Origin of the sequence: Rhodoblastus sp., assembly GCF_052145335.1 — a bacterium.
Taxonomy (GTDB): domain Bacteria; phylum Pseudomonadota; class Alphaproteobacteria; order Rhizobiales; family Beijerinckiaceae; genus Rhodoblastus.
Map to the genome: position 1 here is coordinate 1 of NZ_JBKQOU010000125.1, position 16,096 is coordinate 16,096.

Consider the following 16,096-nt stretch of genomic DNA (forward strand, 5'->3'; position numbering starts at 1 on the left):
ACCGCCCGCCAGCCGAGATGGGCGTTGACCCGCTCGATCAATTGCGGCGCCATATGCTGGATTTCGATGGCCATGCCGCCGGAGACGCGCAGCACGAGGGTTGCGGGCTCTACGGAGGATTCGGGAAGGCGCTGGACGGAGCGCGACGGCCATTGCAATTTGATCGGCTCGCTGCAGGCGGCGAGACGCGCGCCGACGATGTCGTCCCAGTGCAGAATAAGGCTCGACTGGCCGAAGCCTTGCTTCGCCAGCAAAGGATCGACCGCGCCGCCAACGAAATCGGCAAGCGGGACTGGTTTTGAATATTTTCTCGGCGCCATGCGCCATTTTGGTGGGGTCATGCGCAAAAGCAAGGAGCAAGTCGATTTACGCGCGCTAAAACTGCTGGCCTGGTACGACGCCTGCCGGCGCGATCTGCCGTGGCGCGCGGCGCAGGGCAAAAAACCCGACGTTTACGCCGTCTGGCTGTCGGAAATCATGCTGCAGCAGACCGGCGTCGCCACGGTCGCCGCCTATTACCGCAAGTTTTTGGGCTTGTGGCCAAGGGTGGAGGACCTGGCTGCTGCGCCGGTCGAGAATGTGATGCAGGCCTGGGCGGGGCTAGGCTATTACTCGCGGGCGCGAAACCTCCACGCCTGCGCGAAAAAAGTCGTCGCGGAGTTTGGCGGCGTCTTTCCCGCCGAGGAGGCGGATTTGCGCGGCTTGCCCGGAATCGGCCCCTATACGGCGGCGGCCATTGTCGCCATCGCCTTTGGTCGGCGCGCTATCGTCGTCGATGGCAATATCGAACGCTTCGCCGCCCGCTTGATGGCTCTGGAAACGCCGTTGCCCGCCGGCAAGAAGGAGATCTTCGCTTTCGTCGAAAGCCTGACGCCGCAACATCGCGCCGGCGATTTCGCGCAAGCCGGGATGGATTTCGGCGCGACCCTGTGCACCCCGCGCAATCCCGATTGCGCGAATTGTCGGCTGCGGGACGATTGCGCCGGTTACGCGACCGGCCGGCCGGAGGATTTTCCGCGCAAGGCGGCCAAAAAGCCGCGTCCCTTGCGGCGCGGCGCGGTGTTTTACCTGCGTCGCGAAGACGGCGCCGTGCTGACCCGGACCCGGCCGCCGCGCGGCCTGCTCGGCGGCATGGTCGAATTTTGCGGGACCGACTGGCGAGCCGAGCGGGCGCCAGACTGGGCCTTGCGCCAGTGGAGCAAGGGGGCGCTGGCCGCGCCGAAGGCCGGCGAAAACTGGCGTCACGCCGGGGATATCGACCATATTTTCACGCATTTCGCGCTGAAATTGACGGTGTTCGTCGGTTCCTCGCCGCAAAAGTCGCCGACGCCGTCCGAATATCGTTGGCTCAACGAGTTCGAGATGCGGGTCGCCGCTCTGCCGAGCGTCATGCGAAAGGTGGAGGAATGCGCGCGGGCCCATCTCGCCGCTTCGGACTTGTCAGGCGCGCGGAACAGTTCATGATACGGCTGCGGCGGACGCCAGGAGCCGGACCGCCGCATCCCGGAGCAGGCGCATGAGCAAGAAACGCGGCGACAAGCCGGAGGTGGAGCTGACTGAAGGCGCTATCCGCATCGTCTGGCGCGGACGCACCCGAACCATCCTGCCGGCGTCGGCGCCGACCAACGCCGAAGATGCGGCGGATTTCACCGTCAGTCTCGACGAACTGGTATGCTGGGACCCGCCCAACGACGAGACCGAGATCGCCATGACCGAACTGCAGAAAATCCTGGAAGCAATCGACGACGCCTTCGACCGGCTCGGCCTCAGCGTGGCTTATGACTGAGGCGCGAACCCTCCCCAAAGCCAATCCGAACTGCTAGAACTTGGGCGCGACCAGCGGGAGACGCAAGCAATGAAATGGGAAGATTTTCGCCAATCCGATAATGTCGAGGATCGTCGTGGCGACACCCAATACGCCAGCGCCGGAGGTTCTTCCGGTCATCTCGGACTTGGCGCGATGGTTATCCTCGGGCTGATCGGCTATGCTTTCGGCATTGATCCCCGCCTGCTGATCGGCGGCGCGGAAATGGTCAGCCAGGTGACTTCCGGCCGCCAGCAGCAGGCGGCGCCGTCGAAGCCGATGGGCGCGCCGAAGGACCAGATGGGCCATTTCGTCTCCGCCGTTCTCGCCGAAAATGAAGATGTGTGGAAAGATGTGCTGCCGGCCCAGGCCAATGTGCGCTTCGTTCCCGCGCCGGTGGTGCTGTTCAACGGCCAGACCCGTTCAGCCTGTGGCGCGGCGCAATCGGCGATGGGTCCGTTCTACTGCCCGGAAGACCGGAAGATCTATCTCGACACCTCGTTCTTCAACGATATGAAGAACAAATTCGGCGGCGGCGGCGATTTCGCCTATGCCTATGTGATCTCTCACGAAATGGGCCATCACATCCAGAATTTGCTCGGCATTCTTCCCAAGGCCCAGGCGGCGCAGCAAAACGCCAGCTCCAAGGCCCAGGCCAATGCTATTTCGGTGCGGGTCGAATTGCAGGCCGATTGCCTCGCCGGCGTGTGGGCGGCCAACGCCAACGAGAAATGGCAAGTCATCGAGGAGGGCGACGTCGAAAAGGCCATCAACACGGCGCAGTCGATCGGCGACGACCGGCTGCAAAAGGCGGGGCGCGGCTACGCCGTGCCGGATTCCTTTACCCACGGCTCCTCGGCGCAGCGCGTGCAATGGCTGGAGCGCGGCTTGCAATCCGGCAAGATCTCGTCCTGCAATACTTTTTCGCAATAATGGGCGGCTGCCGTCAGCTTGGCGGCGCCCACCCCGGCGGCGCCAGTTCGAAACCCGCAAACTCGAAAGCCGGGGCGACGACGCAGCCGACCAGGCTCCAGGCGCCGAGGCTTTTGGCCTCCTGCCAGCCGCCGACTGGGACGACCGCCTGCAGAATTTCGCCGGCGTTGGGATTGGGGCCAAGCCGGACGGATTGGTGACCGACACCAAGATGCAGGGGCGCTCCGGCATGCCAGAGCCAGATTTCCGCCGCGTCGACCCTGTGCCAGCGCGAAAATTCGCCTTCCGCAAGCAAAAACAGAATTGTGCTCGCCGCGCCACGACCTCCACCGGGGGGAAGGTCGCGCCAGATTTCACGAAAATGTCCGCCCTCTGGGTGGGGTTGCAAGTCGAGCTTCTTGCGCACCGCCTCGGCGGGGAGAGAGGCGTCGCGAAAGTCGATCATCTAGCGGCTCCGGAATCAGATGATTTTTTGCGCCCGGACATTCAGCGCCCGGCGGATGTTCAGGCGGCGGATCAGGTCGGCGAGATCACGCGCCGCCGCGTCCGTCAGCGCCTTGCGGGGGACGAGGGCGCCGACTGGCCGCGCCAGTCCCGGAGCGAGGCGGGTCAGCAAGGCGTCGGGCGCAAGCCGAAGCAATGCGCCGCGAAAATCGCCCGGTTGCAGCAGTAGATCGCCGGCCTCCTCGGTGAAGCCGCTCGATGGCGCATAGCCGCCTTCGAGCACGAAGACGATTTCCGATCGCATCCGCCCGACGGCAAGGGCCAGGCCGGTCTGAGCCGACGCAGCCTCGACGAAGGCGCAGCCGGCGTGATCGGCGAGCGCAGCAAGATGGTCGCTGGCGGGTCCGATAATCGCCACGTCGCGCAAAACGCCGTCCACCGCCGCGCGCACGAGCGCGCCGAGACTGCGCGCCACGGCTTCCGAAGCGCGGTCGACAGTCTGGCCGGCGCGTAGCGACGGCGAAAGGACGATGGCCGAAATCATGGGTCCGCTTGAGTTCCTCGAGATCCGACTCCCGGAAGCGCCAGGGTCCGACGCTCTTAGCTTTTTCTCGCCCCGCCGCAAAGAGGCTTGACAAAGGGTTAATGTTCGCTATTTGTTCTGTGTACGTTATTTGTTCCTGTGAGGCGGCGATGATACCGGCTGTTTCCGCTCTTTCTTCTGGTCTTGCTTCTGCTCTTGCCTCCGGATCTGCGCCCGCCCCGTCTGCGGGCGACGAAAAAGTCGCGCCGGCGCGACGGCGCGGACGCGCGGCCAGCGCCAACGCCAGCGGCCGCTACGAGCCCTTGGCGCGGGTCGATCTCGACGACGGCTGGGGCTCTCTGGAGCAATTGCCGCCTTTCGTCACCCATGTTGCGCATGAAAAGCCGAAGAAAATCATCACCCGGAACGATTCGCCCGACATCGCCTTCGACCGTTCGATCAATCCCTATCGCGGCTGCGAGCACGGTTGCGTCTATTGTTTCGCACGTCCCACCCATGCCTATCTTGGCCTGTCGCCGGGGCTGGATTTCGAGAGCCGTCTGTTCGTCAAGGACAATGCGGCGGAAGTCCTGCGCCGCGAATTTTCCTCGCCCAATTACCAGCCGAAGACCATCGCCATCGGGACCAATACCGATCCCTATCAGCCGATCGAGCGCGAGCATGGCGTGATGCGCTCGATTCTGGAAGTGCTGGCCGAAGCCAACCACCCGGTCGCCATCGTCACCAAATCGGCTTTGGTGCTGCGCGATCTCGATATTTTGGGGTCGATGGCGGCGAAGGGCCTGGCGAAAGTAGCTTTATCGGTGACGACGCTCGACCGGCAACTGGCGCGGGCGATGGAGCCGCGCGCCTCGACGCCGCAACGCCGTCTCGAGGCGATCGAAAAGCTCAATGCTGCTGGCGTCCCGGCGGCGGTCATGGTCGCGCCGGTCATTCCCGGCGTCAACGACCATGAGATCGAGACCATTCTAACCCGCGCCCATGCGCTCGGCGCCAGTGAGGCCTTCTATATCCTGCTGCGCCTGCCACTGGAGACGCAGGATATTTTCTTCAATTGGCTGCTGGAAAATTTCCCCGACAAGTATCGCAAGGTGATGGCGCTGTTGCGCTCCACCCGCGAAGGCAAGATCTATGATGCGTCCTGGGGCAAGCGCATGACCGGAACCGGCCCCTATGCCTGGATGATCGGGCGGCGTTTCGAATTGGCCTGCGAAAAAATAGGGTTCGGCAAGCAGAAGACGAAGCTGCGCACCGACCTGTTCGCCCGCCCGGCCGGCGGCGGCGTTCAATTGAGCCTGTTTTGAAGGCCAGCAAACTCAGCGGCTGGCGATGCGATAGGGGAACGGCGAAAAGCGAGCGGTGACGAGAATGGGCGCCGAGCCCTTGATCCGCCGACCCCAATGGGAGAAAGGCGTTGTTGGCGCCGCTGCGGCGAGCGGATTGGGGCGCGGTTCGGGCGCGGGCGGAGCCAGGACGGGTTCCGCTATTTGGGCAATCGGCGCACTCCCCGTCGCGAGGTCGGCCGGACGCGGCGGCGGCGTCGGGTTCTCGGACGTTGGCGCAACAGGAGACTCCGTGGGTGCGGCTGTGGTCTCTGCAATCGCCGTTGCGGGCTTGGCCGGCGTCGCCGCGACCATTTTCGCTGGGTCGTCCTCCGCCCGCTGCGGAGGCAGCGGAACCGCTGGAGCCGCCTGGGCGGTCTGGACCTTGACGGGTTGGATCGTCACGGGCTGGATCTTCACCGGCGCCCCGGAGCCCGAGGGCGTTTGCGGCGCCAAAGCGGCGACCAGGCCGGCGAAGGCGTTGGAGACCGGGTTTTGGGGCGGATTTTCCTTGGCTTTGGCGCGGGCGATCATGATGCGCGGCTCGCGCGGCGCGTTGCAATCGCGAATGCCGAGCCGGATCAGTTCCGATCCGGTCAGAATCTTGTATTGCCGGGTCAATACGCCAAGACGCTGCCGGACGGCGGCCGGATAGACCGCCATCATCGAATCGGAGACTGCCTCATTGGCGTTCCTGGTAATCGGATTATAGGCCTTGTGGAATTTCAGAATGCTGGAAGGATAGACGCAGACATTGGGCAGGCTCAGCGCCAATGTGCAGGCAGAGCGGCATTCGTGCAACTGCACTTCGCGATTGCTTGCGAGATAGCGCGCCGTCTGGGCGCCATATTGGTCGACATAGCCGCCGACGTCCTTCATGACGACGACCGGCGCATCGCCGGGCGGCGGATAAAGATAGCTCATAGGTTCGAACGCCTCTCCAAGGGAACAGCTTTGTTGCAACAAGGTAAAGGCTTCATTAAGGCATGAGCGCCGGGCGCCTTTGCGGACCCACCGGAACAGAAGAAAGCTTGGTTTTGACGTCGCCTTTGATCCAGCCTGACGATCTGCGCTTTTGCGTCGCGCCGATGATGGAATGGACCGACCGCCATTATCGCGCGCTGGCGCGGCTGCATTCGCGCCGGGCCCGGCTTTACACGGAAATGGTGACCACCGCGGCGATCATCCACGGCGACCGCGAACGCCTGCTCGGCCATGAGGCCAGCGAACATCCGCTCGCCGTCCAGCTCGGCGGCTCCGATCCGGCGGACCTGGCGCGCGCCGCGCGGATTTGCGCCGAATATTCCTATGCCGAAATCAATCTCAATGTCGGCTGCCCCTCGGACCGCGTGCAGAACGGCGCTTTTGGCGCCTGTCTGATGCGAGAGCCATTGCTGGTGGCCCAATGTGTCGGCGCGATGAAGGAGGCGGTCGATTTGCCGGTGACGGTCAAATGCCGCATCGGCGTCGATGAACAGGAGCCGCGCGAGGCTTTGTTCGCGCTGGTTCACGCCAGTGTCGCCGCCGGCGCCGACGCGATGGTCGTCCATGCGCGCAAGGCCTGGCTCAAGGGCCTGTCGCCCAAGGAAAACCGCGACATTCCTCCCCTCGATTATCCGCTGGTGCATGAGCTGAAACGCGAATTCCCTACTTTGCCGATCGCCATCAACGGCGGCGTCGATACGCTCGATAGCGCGCGGGAACAGCTCGCCCATGTCGATGGCGTGATGGTCGGGCGCGCCGCCTATCACAATATGTCGATGCTGCAGGAGGTCGATCCGCAAATCTTCGGCGAGCCCGCGCCCTTTGAGAGTTCGCGCGCCGCGACGCTGGCTTTCCTGTCCTATATCGAGCGGAAAATGTCGCAGGGCGTGCGGTTGGCCGACATGACCCGTCACATGCTCGGGCTTTTTGCCGGTCGCCCCGGCGCCCGCGCCTTCCGCCGTCATCTTGCGACTTACGCGGTCCGACCCGGCGCCGACGCCCGCACCGTCGAGGAGGCGCTGATGCTGGTGGATCGGGCGCCTGTCGCACAACGGGACGATTGCCTACCTACGTAAGGCGAAACAAGCGGGCGGACGCTAAGCCGGCGTTTGCACAGCTTGTGACAAGCTCTCGCCACTTGTCGGCAGGAGAATGATCGATGCGGCTATTCCGGCTGTTCTGGAGGGATCGAGGCGGAGCGACAGCGTTTGAATACGCCTTGATCGGCGGCTTCATCTCAGTCGGGCTGATCGCCGCTTTCACGTCGATCGGCACCCAGATCGCCAACAAGTTCCCCTCGATCAGCAGCGCGCTGAACTGAAGCAAAACCGGGACGCTCCGCCAGCATCCGCATGATCGCGAGCTTTTCCGGTTCGGTCATTTTCTTCCAGCCGGCGATTTCCGCCCTTGTGCGGCCGCAGCCGACGCAGAGGCCGGAAAATTGGTCAAGCCGGCACAGGTTTATGCAGGGCGTAATCGGCTTTTCCGCGTTCATGCCGTCGCTCCCGCGAAAACCAGCAGCACCGAAATTTCGGCCAGTTGCTGCGCCGCGCCGGCGACGTCGCCGGTCTGGCCGCCGATCTGCGCTCGGGCCAGGGCGCAAAGGCCCCAGACGGCGACGCCCGCCAGCGCCAGCGCGCCGAGGCAGGCGGCGAGCGAAAAACCGCCGAACCACGGCAATATGGCGAAGCCCAGCGCCCAGGCGAAAGCCGGCCGCGCCTCTTCCGGCGTCAGGGCGGCCGCCGTGCGGCCCGAGCCGTCTGAGCGCGCCGGCGGCAGGAAAAGCAGCGGCGTGAGGCAGGCGAGGCGCGAGACGGCGCCCGCCGCCACGATCACCGGCGCGGCGCGGCCCGGCACGGTGGCCAGCGCGGCGAGGGCGGCGGCGCGCAAGCCAAGGCTCAGGAAAAGAGCCGTCGCGCCGAAAGCGCCGATGCGGCTGTCGCGCATGATTTCGAGCTTTTTCTCACGCGAAAAACCGCCGCCGAAACCATCGGCGACATCGGCCAGCCCATCCTCGTGCAGGCCGCCGGACAAAAGCGCGCCCGCCGCCAAGGCGAGCAGGGCGGCGACCAGCGGCGGCTCGCCCCAATTGAGCGCCAGCAGAAAGGGCAGGGCCGAAGCCAGGCCGAGCAGGGCGCCCGCCACGGGGGCGAGACGCAACGCGCGAGGAAAGTTCGCATCCGCTGGTGTTTCAGGCAGCGGCAGGCGTGAAAAAAAGCCGAGACAGGCGAGGAGGTCGTGGCGCCAATTCATGTGGGCTGCTCAGCGATGCAGGTTCTTGGCGGCCAACTCGTCGAGATAGGCTTGCCAGAGCTCCGGCCGCCGGCTGCCAAGATCGAACAGGTATTCCCAGGTGAAAAAGCCGCTGTCGTGGCCGTCATCGAACACCAGCCGCACCGCGTAGCTGCCGACCGGCTCGGCCTTGGCGATGGCGACGTTTTTCTTGCCTGCAACGGTGACCCTCTGACTCGCCGCATGGCCCTGCACTTCCGCGCTGGGGCTGCTGACGCGCAAAAATTCCGCCGGCAGAGCGAAGGATTCTCCGCTTTCGAAATCGATGCCCAGGGTGCGACCCTGGTCGGCAAGCCGGATCGCCGTCGGCCAATGTTCTTCCGCAGCCACCTGATCCTCCGAACCTTTCGGTCTTGGCTTTCCCGCGCTTTTTCGGCAAAAAAAGCACCGGCAAGGCCAAAAGACACTTCTCTTTGCGCGATATACTTTTCGCGCCCGTGAATTGGCCTATATAAGTCCTATGCGCCTGAACAATCCAGAAAACCAGCCGCCCGCCGCGACTTTTTCCGCGCAAGCGCCGCTGGTCGATAATTTTCATCGACGGATCGACTACGTCCGCGTTTCCGTGACCGACCGCTGCGATTTTCGCTGCGTCTACTGCATGTCGGAAAACATGCAATTTCTGCCCAAGGCGGATCTCCTGACCCTTGAGGAGCTGGAGCGCCTCTGCACTGCGTTCGTTTTGCGCGGCGTCGGCAAGATCAGGCTGACCGGCGGCGAGCCTTTGGTGCGGCGCAATGTCATGCAGCTGTTTCGCGGCCTGTCGCGCCATCTGGGCGCCGGCCTTCGTGAGCTGACCTTTACCACCAACGGCTCGCAACTCGCGCGTTACGCTCTGGAGTTGGCCGACTGCGGCGTGCAAAGGGTCAATGTCTCGCTGGACACGCTCGATCCGGAAAAATTCCGCGCCATCACCCGCTGGGGCGACCACGCGCAGGTGCTCGCGGGCATCGACGCGGCGCTGGCCGCCGGGTTGAAGGTGAAGCTCAATTGCGTCGCCCTGAAAGGCGGAAATGAAGGCGAATTCCTGCCCCTGACCGAATGGGCGCACGGGGGCGGCATGGATATTTCCTTCATCGAGGCCATGCCGCTCGGCGAGGACGCCGCCCATAATATCGAGTCCTATCTGCCGTTGGACGATGTCGCCGCGGAGCTTTCGCGCAAGCTGACGCTGACGCCCTCTGCTTTCGCCAGCGGCGGCCCCGCGCGCTATTTCGATGTCGCCGAGACGGGCGGGCGCGTCGGCTTCATCACGCCCCTTAGCCATAATTTCTGCGAGACCTGCAATCGCGTGCGCGTCACTTGCACGGGGACGCTCTTCATGTGCCTCGGCCAGGAAGACAAGGCGGACCTGCGCGGGCCGCTGCGCGCCTCGCCGAGCGACGAACTCTTGCACGCGGCCCTCGACGAGGCGATGCGCCGCAAGCCGCGCGGCCATGATTTCGTCGCGCAATGGGCGGGCCAGATGGCGCCGGCTCGCCGCCCGATGAGCATGACGGGCGGCTAGACCTTTTTTCCCTGAGCATGACCGCGCGACGAAAAATTTTTCAGCCTTGCTGTAACCTTTGGCGACCGGCCCCGTATGTCTCCTTGCAGGCCGCAATGGCCTGTTCAACGCTCTTGTTGAAGAGCGCTGCAATCAGGGAGTTTGACCATGCAGATGAAGATCATTTCCGGCGCCAGCCTCGCCGCGGCCGCCATCGCCCTCGCCGTTTCCGGCGCCGGCCTGACCACTTCCGCTCAAGCCAAGCATGCCCCCGTGCATTGCACCGGCATCAACTCCTGCAAGGGCACCAGCGCCTGCAAGTCCGCCAGCAACGCCTGCAAGGGCCAGAATTCCTGCAAGGGCATGGGCTGGCTGCCGAAGAAGTCCGTCTCGGCCTGCACCAAGGCCGGCGGCAAGGTTGAAGGCTGATCTCTCCGCGAGAATTTCCCCTTCCCGCTTTTTGCCCGGGAAGGGGACAATGATTCAATTTGGAGCCGTTCCATGGGTCTTGGCAAAGCGCAGGGTTTCGGACTTGGATTGCGGACGGTCTATTATCCGGAAATTCTGGAAAACCAGCAGCCGGTGGACTGGTTCGAGATCATTTCCGAAAACTACATGGTTCCGGGCGGACGCCCGCTGGCGACGCTCGACCGCATACGCGCCGATTATCCCATGCGCATGCACGGCGTGTCGCTGTCTATCGCCTCGACCGATCCGCTCGATTTCGATTATCTGCGCGGGCTGAAAAACCTCGCCGCGCGGGTAGAACCCGAACTGGTTTCCGACCATCTCGCTTGGACCGGCGTCCACGGGATCAATCTCCACGATCTGCTTCCCGTGCCCTATACGCGGGAGGCTCTCGACCATTGCGTTGAACGTGTTGCGAGGGTGCAGGATTTTCTCGGCCGCCGCATCGCGCTGGAAAATCCCTCCACCTATGTCGAATTCGCCGGCGCCGATATGAGCGAGCCGGAATTTCTGGCCGAGCTTGCCGCTCGCGCCGATTGCCTGCTGCTGCTCGACGTCAATAATGCCTTCGTCTGCGGCTTCAATCACGGTTTCGACGCCAAAGCCTGGCTCGACCCGATCCCGAAAGACCGCGTGGCGCAGATTCACGTCGCCGGCCATACTTCTCTCGAGACCCACAAGATCGACACCCACGACCACCCGGTCTGCGACGAGGTCTGGTCGCTTTTCGCCCATGTTCGTGAAAATTTCGGGCCAGTCCCGTCGATGATCGAGCGCGACGACCTTTTTCCGCCTTTTGAAGACCTGCTGGCGGAACTCCAGCATATGCGCGAGATCAGCGCGACGCCGGAAAAAGCCGAAAGCCGTCAGCGGGAGCCGGCATGAAACTCGCGCAAATCCAGGCCCTGTTTCAGGCCAACGTCCTTGGCGAGACGCCGGAAGCAAAATTCCTGGCGCGGTTGAACCCGCCAACTCGGGCAGAAAAGATCGAGCAAGTTTTCGCCGTCTACCATGACGGTTTTCGCCTGCGCATGGCGGAATTTCTCAGCCATGATTATCCCGTCCTGCGCGAGGCGCTCGGCGACGAGGCTTTTGCGGCCATAGCCGAAGCCTATGTCGCCGCGCATCCCTCGCGCCATCGCAATGCGCGCTGGTTTGGCGCCGGCCTGCCGGAGTTCCTGCGCCGGACCCCGCCATACGCCGAGGAAAGTTTCGTCTGCGGACTGGCGGCGCTGGAGGAGGCGCTGGCCCGCAGTTTCGATGCTGCAGACGCAAGCCTTCTGCCGATCGAGATATTGGGCGTCACCCCGCCGGAGGATTGGCCGCGCCTGTGCTTCGGCTTTCACCCCTCTGTCGCTCTCATCGAGGCGCCACTCGCTGCGCTGCGCTGTTACGAGGCCGTGCAGGAGGGACAGGCCGACTTCGATCCGGCGGCTGGCGGCGATGAGGAAGTCTCCCTTCTGGTCTGGCGCGACGGGCTCGAGGTCCAGTATCGCGTGGTCGACGAGTTGGAGACTCTGGCCCTGCGCGAGGCCTTGCGCGAAAAACCTTTCGGCGAAATCTGCGCCTTGCTGGCTTTTTCGCGGCCCAGGGAGCCGGCGGAAGGCCTGACCATGGCGGCGGCAAATTTTCTCGGAAGCTGGTTCGCCGACGGATTGATCGTCGCGGCTACGCCGCAGCGCGATTGATGCCGGCCGCCAAAGGTGAGAGCCTATGGGCTGGCGACAAACAAACGCCGTGGACCGTCAATATTGCGTCGGAGGCAAATTTTGCCCGCCGGCAGACAGTCCGGGAGCCTGTTGTCCTCAATTGCGTAGCGTTCAAGAAAGTGATGCGATGCCCGGGTCCTCGCCGAACGGCGGCTTTGCCTGTTTTGCCGACTTTTACCAATTCTATCTCGGTGAACATGCTAACCGCGCTTGCCGCCGATTGCATTTCGTTGGCACGACGCTCGCGTTGTTCTGCCTCGTCGCCTTCGTGCTGAGCGGCGGAGTCCCGTGGTGGTTTCTGTCCGCGCTTGGCGCCGGCTACGGCTTCGCCTGGGTGGGACATTTCTTTTTCGAGAAGAACCGGCCCGCCACATTCAAATTTCCTATTTATAGCCTGATGGGCGACTGGGTAATGTGGTGGGAAATCCTGCGTGGACGCATTGCGTTCTGAGCGCCTGCCCCGAGGTCGCGCGCGCCCAGAAGCGCTTCGCATACGGGGACGTTCACCCGACAACACCAGGCCATTGCGCGGTGGATCGAAGAGCAGACTTGAGCCGTCTACGGGACGGTAATCACCGAGCGTCAAGCGTTAAAAAGACTTAGTATGAAAGGAAACGCCCGTTGCGGCAGATGCAACGGGCGTCTCTCAAGCAAAAAAGCTTTGGCTCAGTGGCAGGGCGGCAGGCCGGGTTTGCCGCAAGGGGGCCGCGGCGGCTGATTGGGCGGAAGGTGCGGCGCGACGCCGTGCGGCGGTTCAGCCTTCGGTTGCGGCAGATGCGGCGCAGGCCCGGGGTGGGGCGTCAGGAAATGTGGCTCTGGCGCGGCGGGATGGGGCCGCTCGATATGAGGCGTCGGGGCTGGGTGGGGCGCTTGGACCGGGTGGGGCGGTTGGACATGGGTTGGCGGCGCGGCCGGATGGATCGGTTCGACACGCGCCGGGGCAACCGAATGGGGCGTGGGCGCTGCGGGAGACGGAACATGCGGCGCGGGCGCCCCACCGGGCGGGATCGCTGGATGCGACAAGGGCGCCGTGGCAGGAGGCGTTCCGTTCGGTCCCTGCTGGAAATGCTGCAAGGGAGCGCCAGCGGGCGCGGTTGCGGGATGAGGCAAGGGTGCTCCGGCCGCAGGCGCCCCGTTCGGGCCCTGCTGAATGTGCGGCAGCGGAGTTCCGCCGGAAGGCGCTCCGTTTTGACCCTGCGCGGCATGAGGCAAGGGCGCTCCAGCTGGCGCTCCGGGCGCGGAAGTATTGACGCCGGGCGTGCTCTGGGGTCGGCCGTAATGGCCGTTGTAATAATTATTGGCGCCGGGCTGCTGCGTAGTGACCACGGACGGCGCGTGAAAAAGTCCCTGTCGGACAGCGGGAATGGCGAAAAGCAGCGGCGCGGCGACGAGCGGCAGCGGCAGTAATCCGGCATAGGGCGGCGGCGGCGGCGCGCGCTCGACCAACAAGGGGCGCGGCGCCAGCAGGTATCCCATGGGCGGCGGAGCGCCCCAGGCGGGGTCGTCGAACACGACATAGGGCCGGTTGAAATAGATGGCTTCTGCTTCGACGGGCGGCGGCACGTCTAGGGCGTAGACTTCGAAATGCGGCGGCGGCGCCAGCTCGGCGTTCAGCATGCCGAGGCGGAGGCGCGCGTCCTCGGAATGTGGTCCCCGCGGATAATATTGCAGATAGGTCCAATAGGCGTTGGGCGTATTGGCGAGCCAGGCGCGCCTCCAGGTGATCGCCTCTCGGCGCAGGGCGAGCATGACGCGCACCCGCTCGGCATAGGCCGAATTGGGGTAGGCGTTGAGGAAGTCGACATAGGCGGCGAACGTGTCCTGCTCCAGCGCGGCGGCATAGGCCTGATCGACCGGATAATCGCGGATCGGCCGGGCGCGCATATTGGCCTGGGTTTCCAGCGCCACGGCGGGCGGCGGCGCGCCGGGGGCGCGGGCGAACAGCACCGGCGCCGGCGCCAGTTTCGATTCGTCCCAGGGAACCTGGGCGCCCCGGGTCTGTTCCGAAACCCGCAGCCTGGCGCGGGCGAAAGCCTCGTCGAGCGGCAGGCCGCCTTCGCGCAGCATTTCGGTCAGCGCCTGGGCATAGACGCCATAAGGTCCGGTCTCGTTGGGCGCCACCGAACCCGGCGCGGCGTTATAGGCGATTAACTCGCCCGCGTCCGGTTCGACCAGCGCAAGGCCGCCGGCAAGCGGCGCGCCGCCCTGGTCAAAGGTGTTTATCCGCGCGGCGTCGAGCACGACGATGCGCGCTCTCAGCGGCATTTGCGCCAGAGGCTGCAGATAATCGCTCAGCCGCACCGCCTCCAGCGGTACATTGGCGGCGCGGGGAATGGCGGCTTCGACCGGAGCGAGATAATTTTCGCCCTCGTATTGCACGGCGCGGCCGCTCAGATAGATGAAGACCGTCGCATTGGAACCGGCGGCGGCGGCCTTGTCGACGAATTCGCGCAGGGCGCGTCGCAAACCGTCCTGGTCGAGATCGGCGGCGCCGGTCACGTCGAAACCGGCGGTCTGCAAGGTGTCGGCGATCAGGCCGGCGTCATTGGCGGCGGAGGAGAGCGGGCCGTTCTTGTAGGCCGCCTCGCCGATCACCAGGGCGATGCGCGGCGAACCCTGCGGCGCCGGCTGCCCCGAAGCTTGCGGCAACCCGGCCATGAGCGCGCCGACTATCGCGGCGGCGGCGAGCCGCGATTTCAAAATTCTGGCCCTGCGCGTCATGTTTTTCTCCGCAAAAATTCTTCCCGTCACGCGGCGAAGCGCCAGCGCGAGGGCAGGGCTGCATGTCATCGGAAAACGGCTGAATGGTGACTGAACGAAACGTGGCCTTATGCGGATTTCAGCGCTGGACAACCACCCGCGCGCCGATCTTCACCCGGTCGTAAAGGTCGATCACGTCGTTATTCGTCATGCGGATGCAGCCGGAGGACACGGCGTGGCCGATGGTTTCCGGCTCGTTCGATCCGTGAATGCGATAAAGGGTGCTGCCGATATAGATCGCCCGCGCGCCGAGCGGATTGGCGATTCCGCCCTCCATGTGGCGCGGCAGGTCGGGACGGCGCTCGATCATTTGCGACGGCGGCGTCCAGTCCGGCCACTCGCGTTTGGCGGAGACATGATGCGCGCCCGACCATTCGAAGCCGGACCGTCCGACGCCGACGCCGTATCTCAGCGCCTGGCCGTCCCCGAGCACATAATAGAGCCGGCGCTCGGAAGTCGCGACGACGATGGCGCCCGGCTTTTCCGGACCATGGTAGGCCACGACCTCGCGTGGAATGGGGCCGGAGAGGGGCCGCCCCTCGCGCCCGCCGCCAAAAAGGTCGGAGAAGAAATCCGCCTGCGCCGGCGCGCAGGAAAACGCGGAAGAACACAGCGCCAGCCCAACGACCGCGACGACTTTGGCCAGATCGGCGCCAAAGGAAAAACGACCTATCATGCGACTTGCTCCCACTCGACGGTTTCGATGCGGCATGGCCTGGGCCGCCCCGCTGAATTCATAGCGCATTTTCGCCACGAAGAGCGACGAAGCCAAGCATTTTTGCGCGAAAAGTTTGAGCGGGGCCGCGAACGCCTTGACGCGGCCGAGCGGTTTTCCTAAAGAGGGCGTCCGACGCTCATGCGTCCGGGCGATTAGCTCAGCGGGAGAGCACACCCTTCACACGGGTGGGGTCATAGGTTCGATCCCTATATCGCCCACCATTATCTTTCGTACAATATCAATGTGTTAGGTGTGCTGGCGCCATTGGCCGCATGATGCGCGCCTGAGCGGGAAGCGGGCGGAAACGGTTGGCGGAGTTTCGGGAAACTCCTACCGCTGTTGGACCTTGGTTTGTCGTCAGCAATGCGCCACGAGCCGGAGTTCGGCATCGGCTGCAAGCCGTCATTCAAGTCGCATCTTTTCCAGGGCCGGAAGCAGCGCGCCCTCCGTCTGGTTACATGTCGACGTCTGTTTGCAGGTCGAAACGCGACAGTTCGCCAGCGTCTCAAGCCGCACTACGCCGATGCGAGCGGGAGAAGACGCTTAGGCCGGTCAACGATGGCCGGGCCAATCATAGTGATGGTGAAGATCCTTTTCGTAATCCGGATCGACGTCGCCAAGGGCGGTCCACG

At 64.3% G+C, this 16,096-nt stretch carries 20 protein-coding genes, 1 tRNA gene and 1 pseudogene; 13 read left to right on the plus strand and 9 right to left on the minus strand.

Annotation, left to right across the window (positions count from 1 at the left end):
• On the minus strand, positions 1–320 hold a 320-nt coding region (locus ACLP2E_RS08495), incomplete at its 3' end, for a DUF721 domain-containing protein (RefSeq protein ID WP_442465672.1).
• Positions 321–339: 19 nt separating this feature from the next.
• Here ACLP2E_RS08495 and ACLP2E_RS08500 point away from each other — a divergent pair.
• From ACLP2E_RS08500 to ypfJ, 3 genes are all read left to right on the plus strand, one after another.
• A complete protein-coding gene (locus tag ACLP2E_RS08500) occupies positions 340–1,464 on the plus strand; it encodes an A/G-specific adenine glycosylase (RefSeq protein WP_442460965.1) in 1,125 nt (374 codons plus the stop codon).
• Positions 1,465–1,516: 52 nt separating this feature from the next.
• On the plus strand, positions 1,517–1,786 hold the full coding sequence (locus tag ACLP2E_RS08505) for an Imm74 family immunity protein (RefSeq protein ID WP_442460966.1): 270 nt from the start codon (positions 1,517–1,519) through the stop codon (positions 1,784–1,786).
• Between the two features lie 69 nt (positions 1,787–1,855).
• The gene (gene ypfJ, locus ACLP2E_RS08510; protein WP_442460967.1) at positions 1,856–2,737 is read left to right on the plus strand and encodes a KPN_02809 family neutral zinc metallopeptidase; all 882 of its coding nucleotides are present in this window, start codon (positions 1,856–1,858) and stop codon (positions 2,735–2,737) included.
• 13 nt (positions 2,738–2,750) lie between these two features.
• Here the strand turns inward: ypfJ and ACLP2E_RS08515 are convergent, their stop codons facing one another.
• Positions 2,751–3,182 (minus strand): cupin domain-containing protein, encoded by a 432-nt coding sequence (locus ACLP2E_RS08515; protein ID WP_442465673.1) that lies wholly within the window; start codon positions 3,180–3,182, stop codon positions 2,751–2,753.
• 15 nt (positions 3,183–3,197) lie between these two features.
• A complete protein-coding gene (locus tag ACLP2E_RS08520) occupies positions 3,198–3,725 on the minus strand; it encodes a transposase (RefSeq protein WP_442465674.1) in 528 nt (175 codons plus the stop codon).
• A gap of 149 nt (positions 3,726–3,874) precedes the next feature.
• Between ACLP2E_RS08520 and ACLP2E_RS08525 the strand changes: the two genes are divergently transcribed.
• Entirely contained in the window at positions 3,875–5,029 is a 1,155-nt protein-coding gene (locus ACLP2E_RS08525; protein WP_442460970.1) for a PA0069 family radical SAM protein, read from the plus strand.
• A gap of 12 nt (positions 5,030–5,041) precedes the next feature.
• On the opposite strand, the gene ACLP2E_RS08530 is transcribed toward ACLP2E_RS08525, so the two are convergent.
• Positions 5,042–5,971, minus strand: a complete 930-nt coding sequence (locus ACLP2E_RS08530) for a hypothetical protein (protein ID WP_442460971.1) — start codon at positions 5,969–5,971, stop codon at positions 5,042–5,044.
• A gap of 107 nt (positions 5,972–6,078) precedes the next feature.
• Here ACLP2E_RS08530 and dusA point away from each other — a divergent pair, with 107 nt between their 5' ends.
• Both dusA and ACLP2E_RS08540 read left to right on the plus strand, forming a co-directional pair.
• The gene (gene dusA, locus ACLP2E_RS08535; protein ID WP_442465675.1) at positions 6,079–7,107 is read left to right on the plus strand and encodes a tRNA dihydrouridine(20/20a) synthase DusA; all 1,029 of its coding nucleotides are present in this window, start codon (positions 6,079–6,081) and stop codon (positions 7,105–7,107) included.
• Between the two features lie 83 nt (positions 7,108–7,190).
• Positions 7,191–7,352, plus strand: coding sequence for a Flp family type IVb pilin (locus ACLP2E_RS08540; protein WP_442465676.1), 162 nt, complete (start codon positions 7,191–7,193; stop codon positions 7,350–7,352).
• A 24-nt stretch (positions 7,353–7,376) separates the two neighbouring features.
• On the opposite strand, the pseudogene ACLP2E_RS08545 reads toward ACLP2E_RS08540, so the two are convergent.
• The 3 genes and pseudogenes from ACLP2E_RS08545 to ACLP2E_RS08555 form a co-directional block, all read right to left on the minus strand.
• Positions 7,377–7,526, minus strand: a pseudogene (locus ACLP2E_RS08545) (DUF1289 domain-containing protein); the annotation flags it as partial.
• The gene (gene cobS, locus ACLP2E_RS08550; RefSeq protein WP_442465677.1) at positions 7,523–8,284 is read right to left on the minus strand and encodes an adenosylcobinamide-GDP ribazoletransferase; all 762 of its coding nucleotides are present in this window, start codon (positions 8,282–8,284) and stop codon (positions 7,523–7,525) included. The pseudogene ACLP2E_RS08545 and the gene cobS, both read right to left, overlap by 4 nt.
• Before the next feature lie 9 nt (positions 8,285–8,293).
• Positions 8,294–8,653, minus strand: coding sequence for a gamma-butyrobetaine hydroxylase-like domain-containing protein (locus ACLP2E_RS08555; protein ID WP_442460975.1), 360 nt, complete (start codon positions 8,651–8,653; stop codon positions 8,294–8,296).
• Between the two features lie 130 nt (positions 8,654–8,783).
• Here ACLP2E_RS08555 and moaA point away from each other — a divergent pair, with 130 nt between their 5' ends.
• The 5 genes from moaA (at position 8,784) to ACLP2E_RS08580 (ending at position 12,437) form a co-directional block, all read left to right on the plus strand.
• The gene (moaA, locus tag ACLP2E_RS08560) at positions 8,784–9,830 is read left to right on the plus strand and encodes a GTP 3',8-cyclase MoaA (protein ID WP_442465678.1); all 1,047 of its coding nucleotides are present in this window, start codon (positions 8,784–8,786) and stop codon (positions 9,828–9,830) included.
• Positions 9,831–9,977: 147 nt separating this feature from the next.
• A complete protein-coding gene (bufA2, locus tag ACLP2E_RS08565) occupies positions 9,978–10,238 on the plus strand; it encodes a BufA2 family periplasmic bufferin-type metallophore (protein ID WP_442459768.1) in 261 nt (86 codons plus the stop codon).
• A 72-nt stretch (positions 10,239–10,310) separates the two neighbouring features.
• Positions 10,311–11,162: an MNIO family bufferin maturase gene (bufB, locus tag ACLP2E_RS08570; RefSeq protein WP_442465679.1), complete on the plus strand. Its 852-nt coding sequence runs from the start codon at positions 10,311–10,313 to the stop codon at positions 11,160–11,162.
• Positions 11,159–11,965 (plus strand): HvfC/BufC family peptide modification chaperone, encoded by an 807-nt coding sequence (locus tag ACLP2E_RS08575; protein ID WP_442465680.1) that lies wholly within the window; start codon positions 11,159–11,161, stop codon positions 11,963–11,965. The genes bufB and ACLP2E_RS08575 overlap by 4 nt, the downstream gene beginning before the upstream one ends.
• 25 nt (positions 11,966–11,990) lie before the next feature.
• The gene (locus tag ACLP2E_RS08580) at positions 11,991–12,437 is read left to right on the plus strand and encodes an Mpo1-like protein (protein WP_442465681.1); all 447 of its coding nucleotides are present in this window, start codon (positions 11,991–11,993) and stop codon (positions 12,435–12,437) included.
• 215 nt (positions 12,438–12,652) lie between these two features.
• Here the strand turns inward: ACLP2E_RS08580 and ACLP2E_RS08585 are convergent, their stop codons facing one another.
• On the minus strand, positions 12,653–14,707 hold the full coding sequence (locus tag ACLP2E_RS08585; protein ID WP_442465682.1) for a caspase family protein: 2,055 nt from the start codon (positions 14,705–14,707) through the stop codon (positions 12,653–12,655).
• A 118-nt stretch (positions 14,708–14,825) separates the two neighbouring features.
• Entirely contained in the window at positions 14,826–15,422 is a 597-nt protein-coding gene (locus ACLP2E_RS08590) for a L,D-transpeptidase (protein WP_442463460.1), read from the minus strand.
• Positions 15,423–15,610: 188 nt separating this feature from the next.
• Here ACLP2E_RS08590 and ACLP2E_RS08595 point away from each other — a divergent pair.
• Together ACLP2E_RS08595 and ACLP2E_RS08600 are read left to right on the plus strand one after the other, a co-directional pair.
• A tRNA-Val gene (locus tag ACLP2E_RS08595) sits at positions 15,611–15,685 on the plus strand.
• 118 nt (positions 15,686–15,803) lie between these two features.
• On the plus strand, positions 15,804–16,096 hold a 293-nt coding region (locus ACLP2E_RS08600; protein ID WP_442465683.1), incomplete at its 3' end, for a hypothetical protein.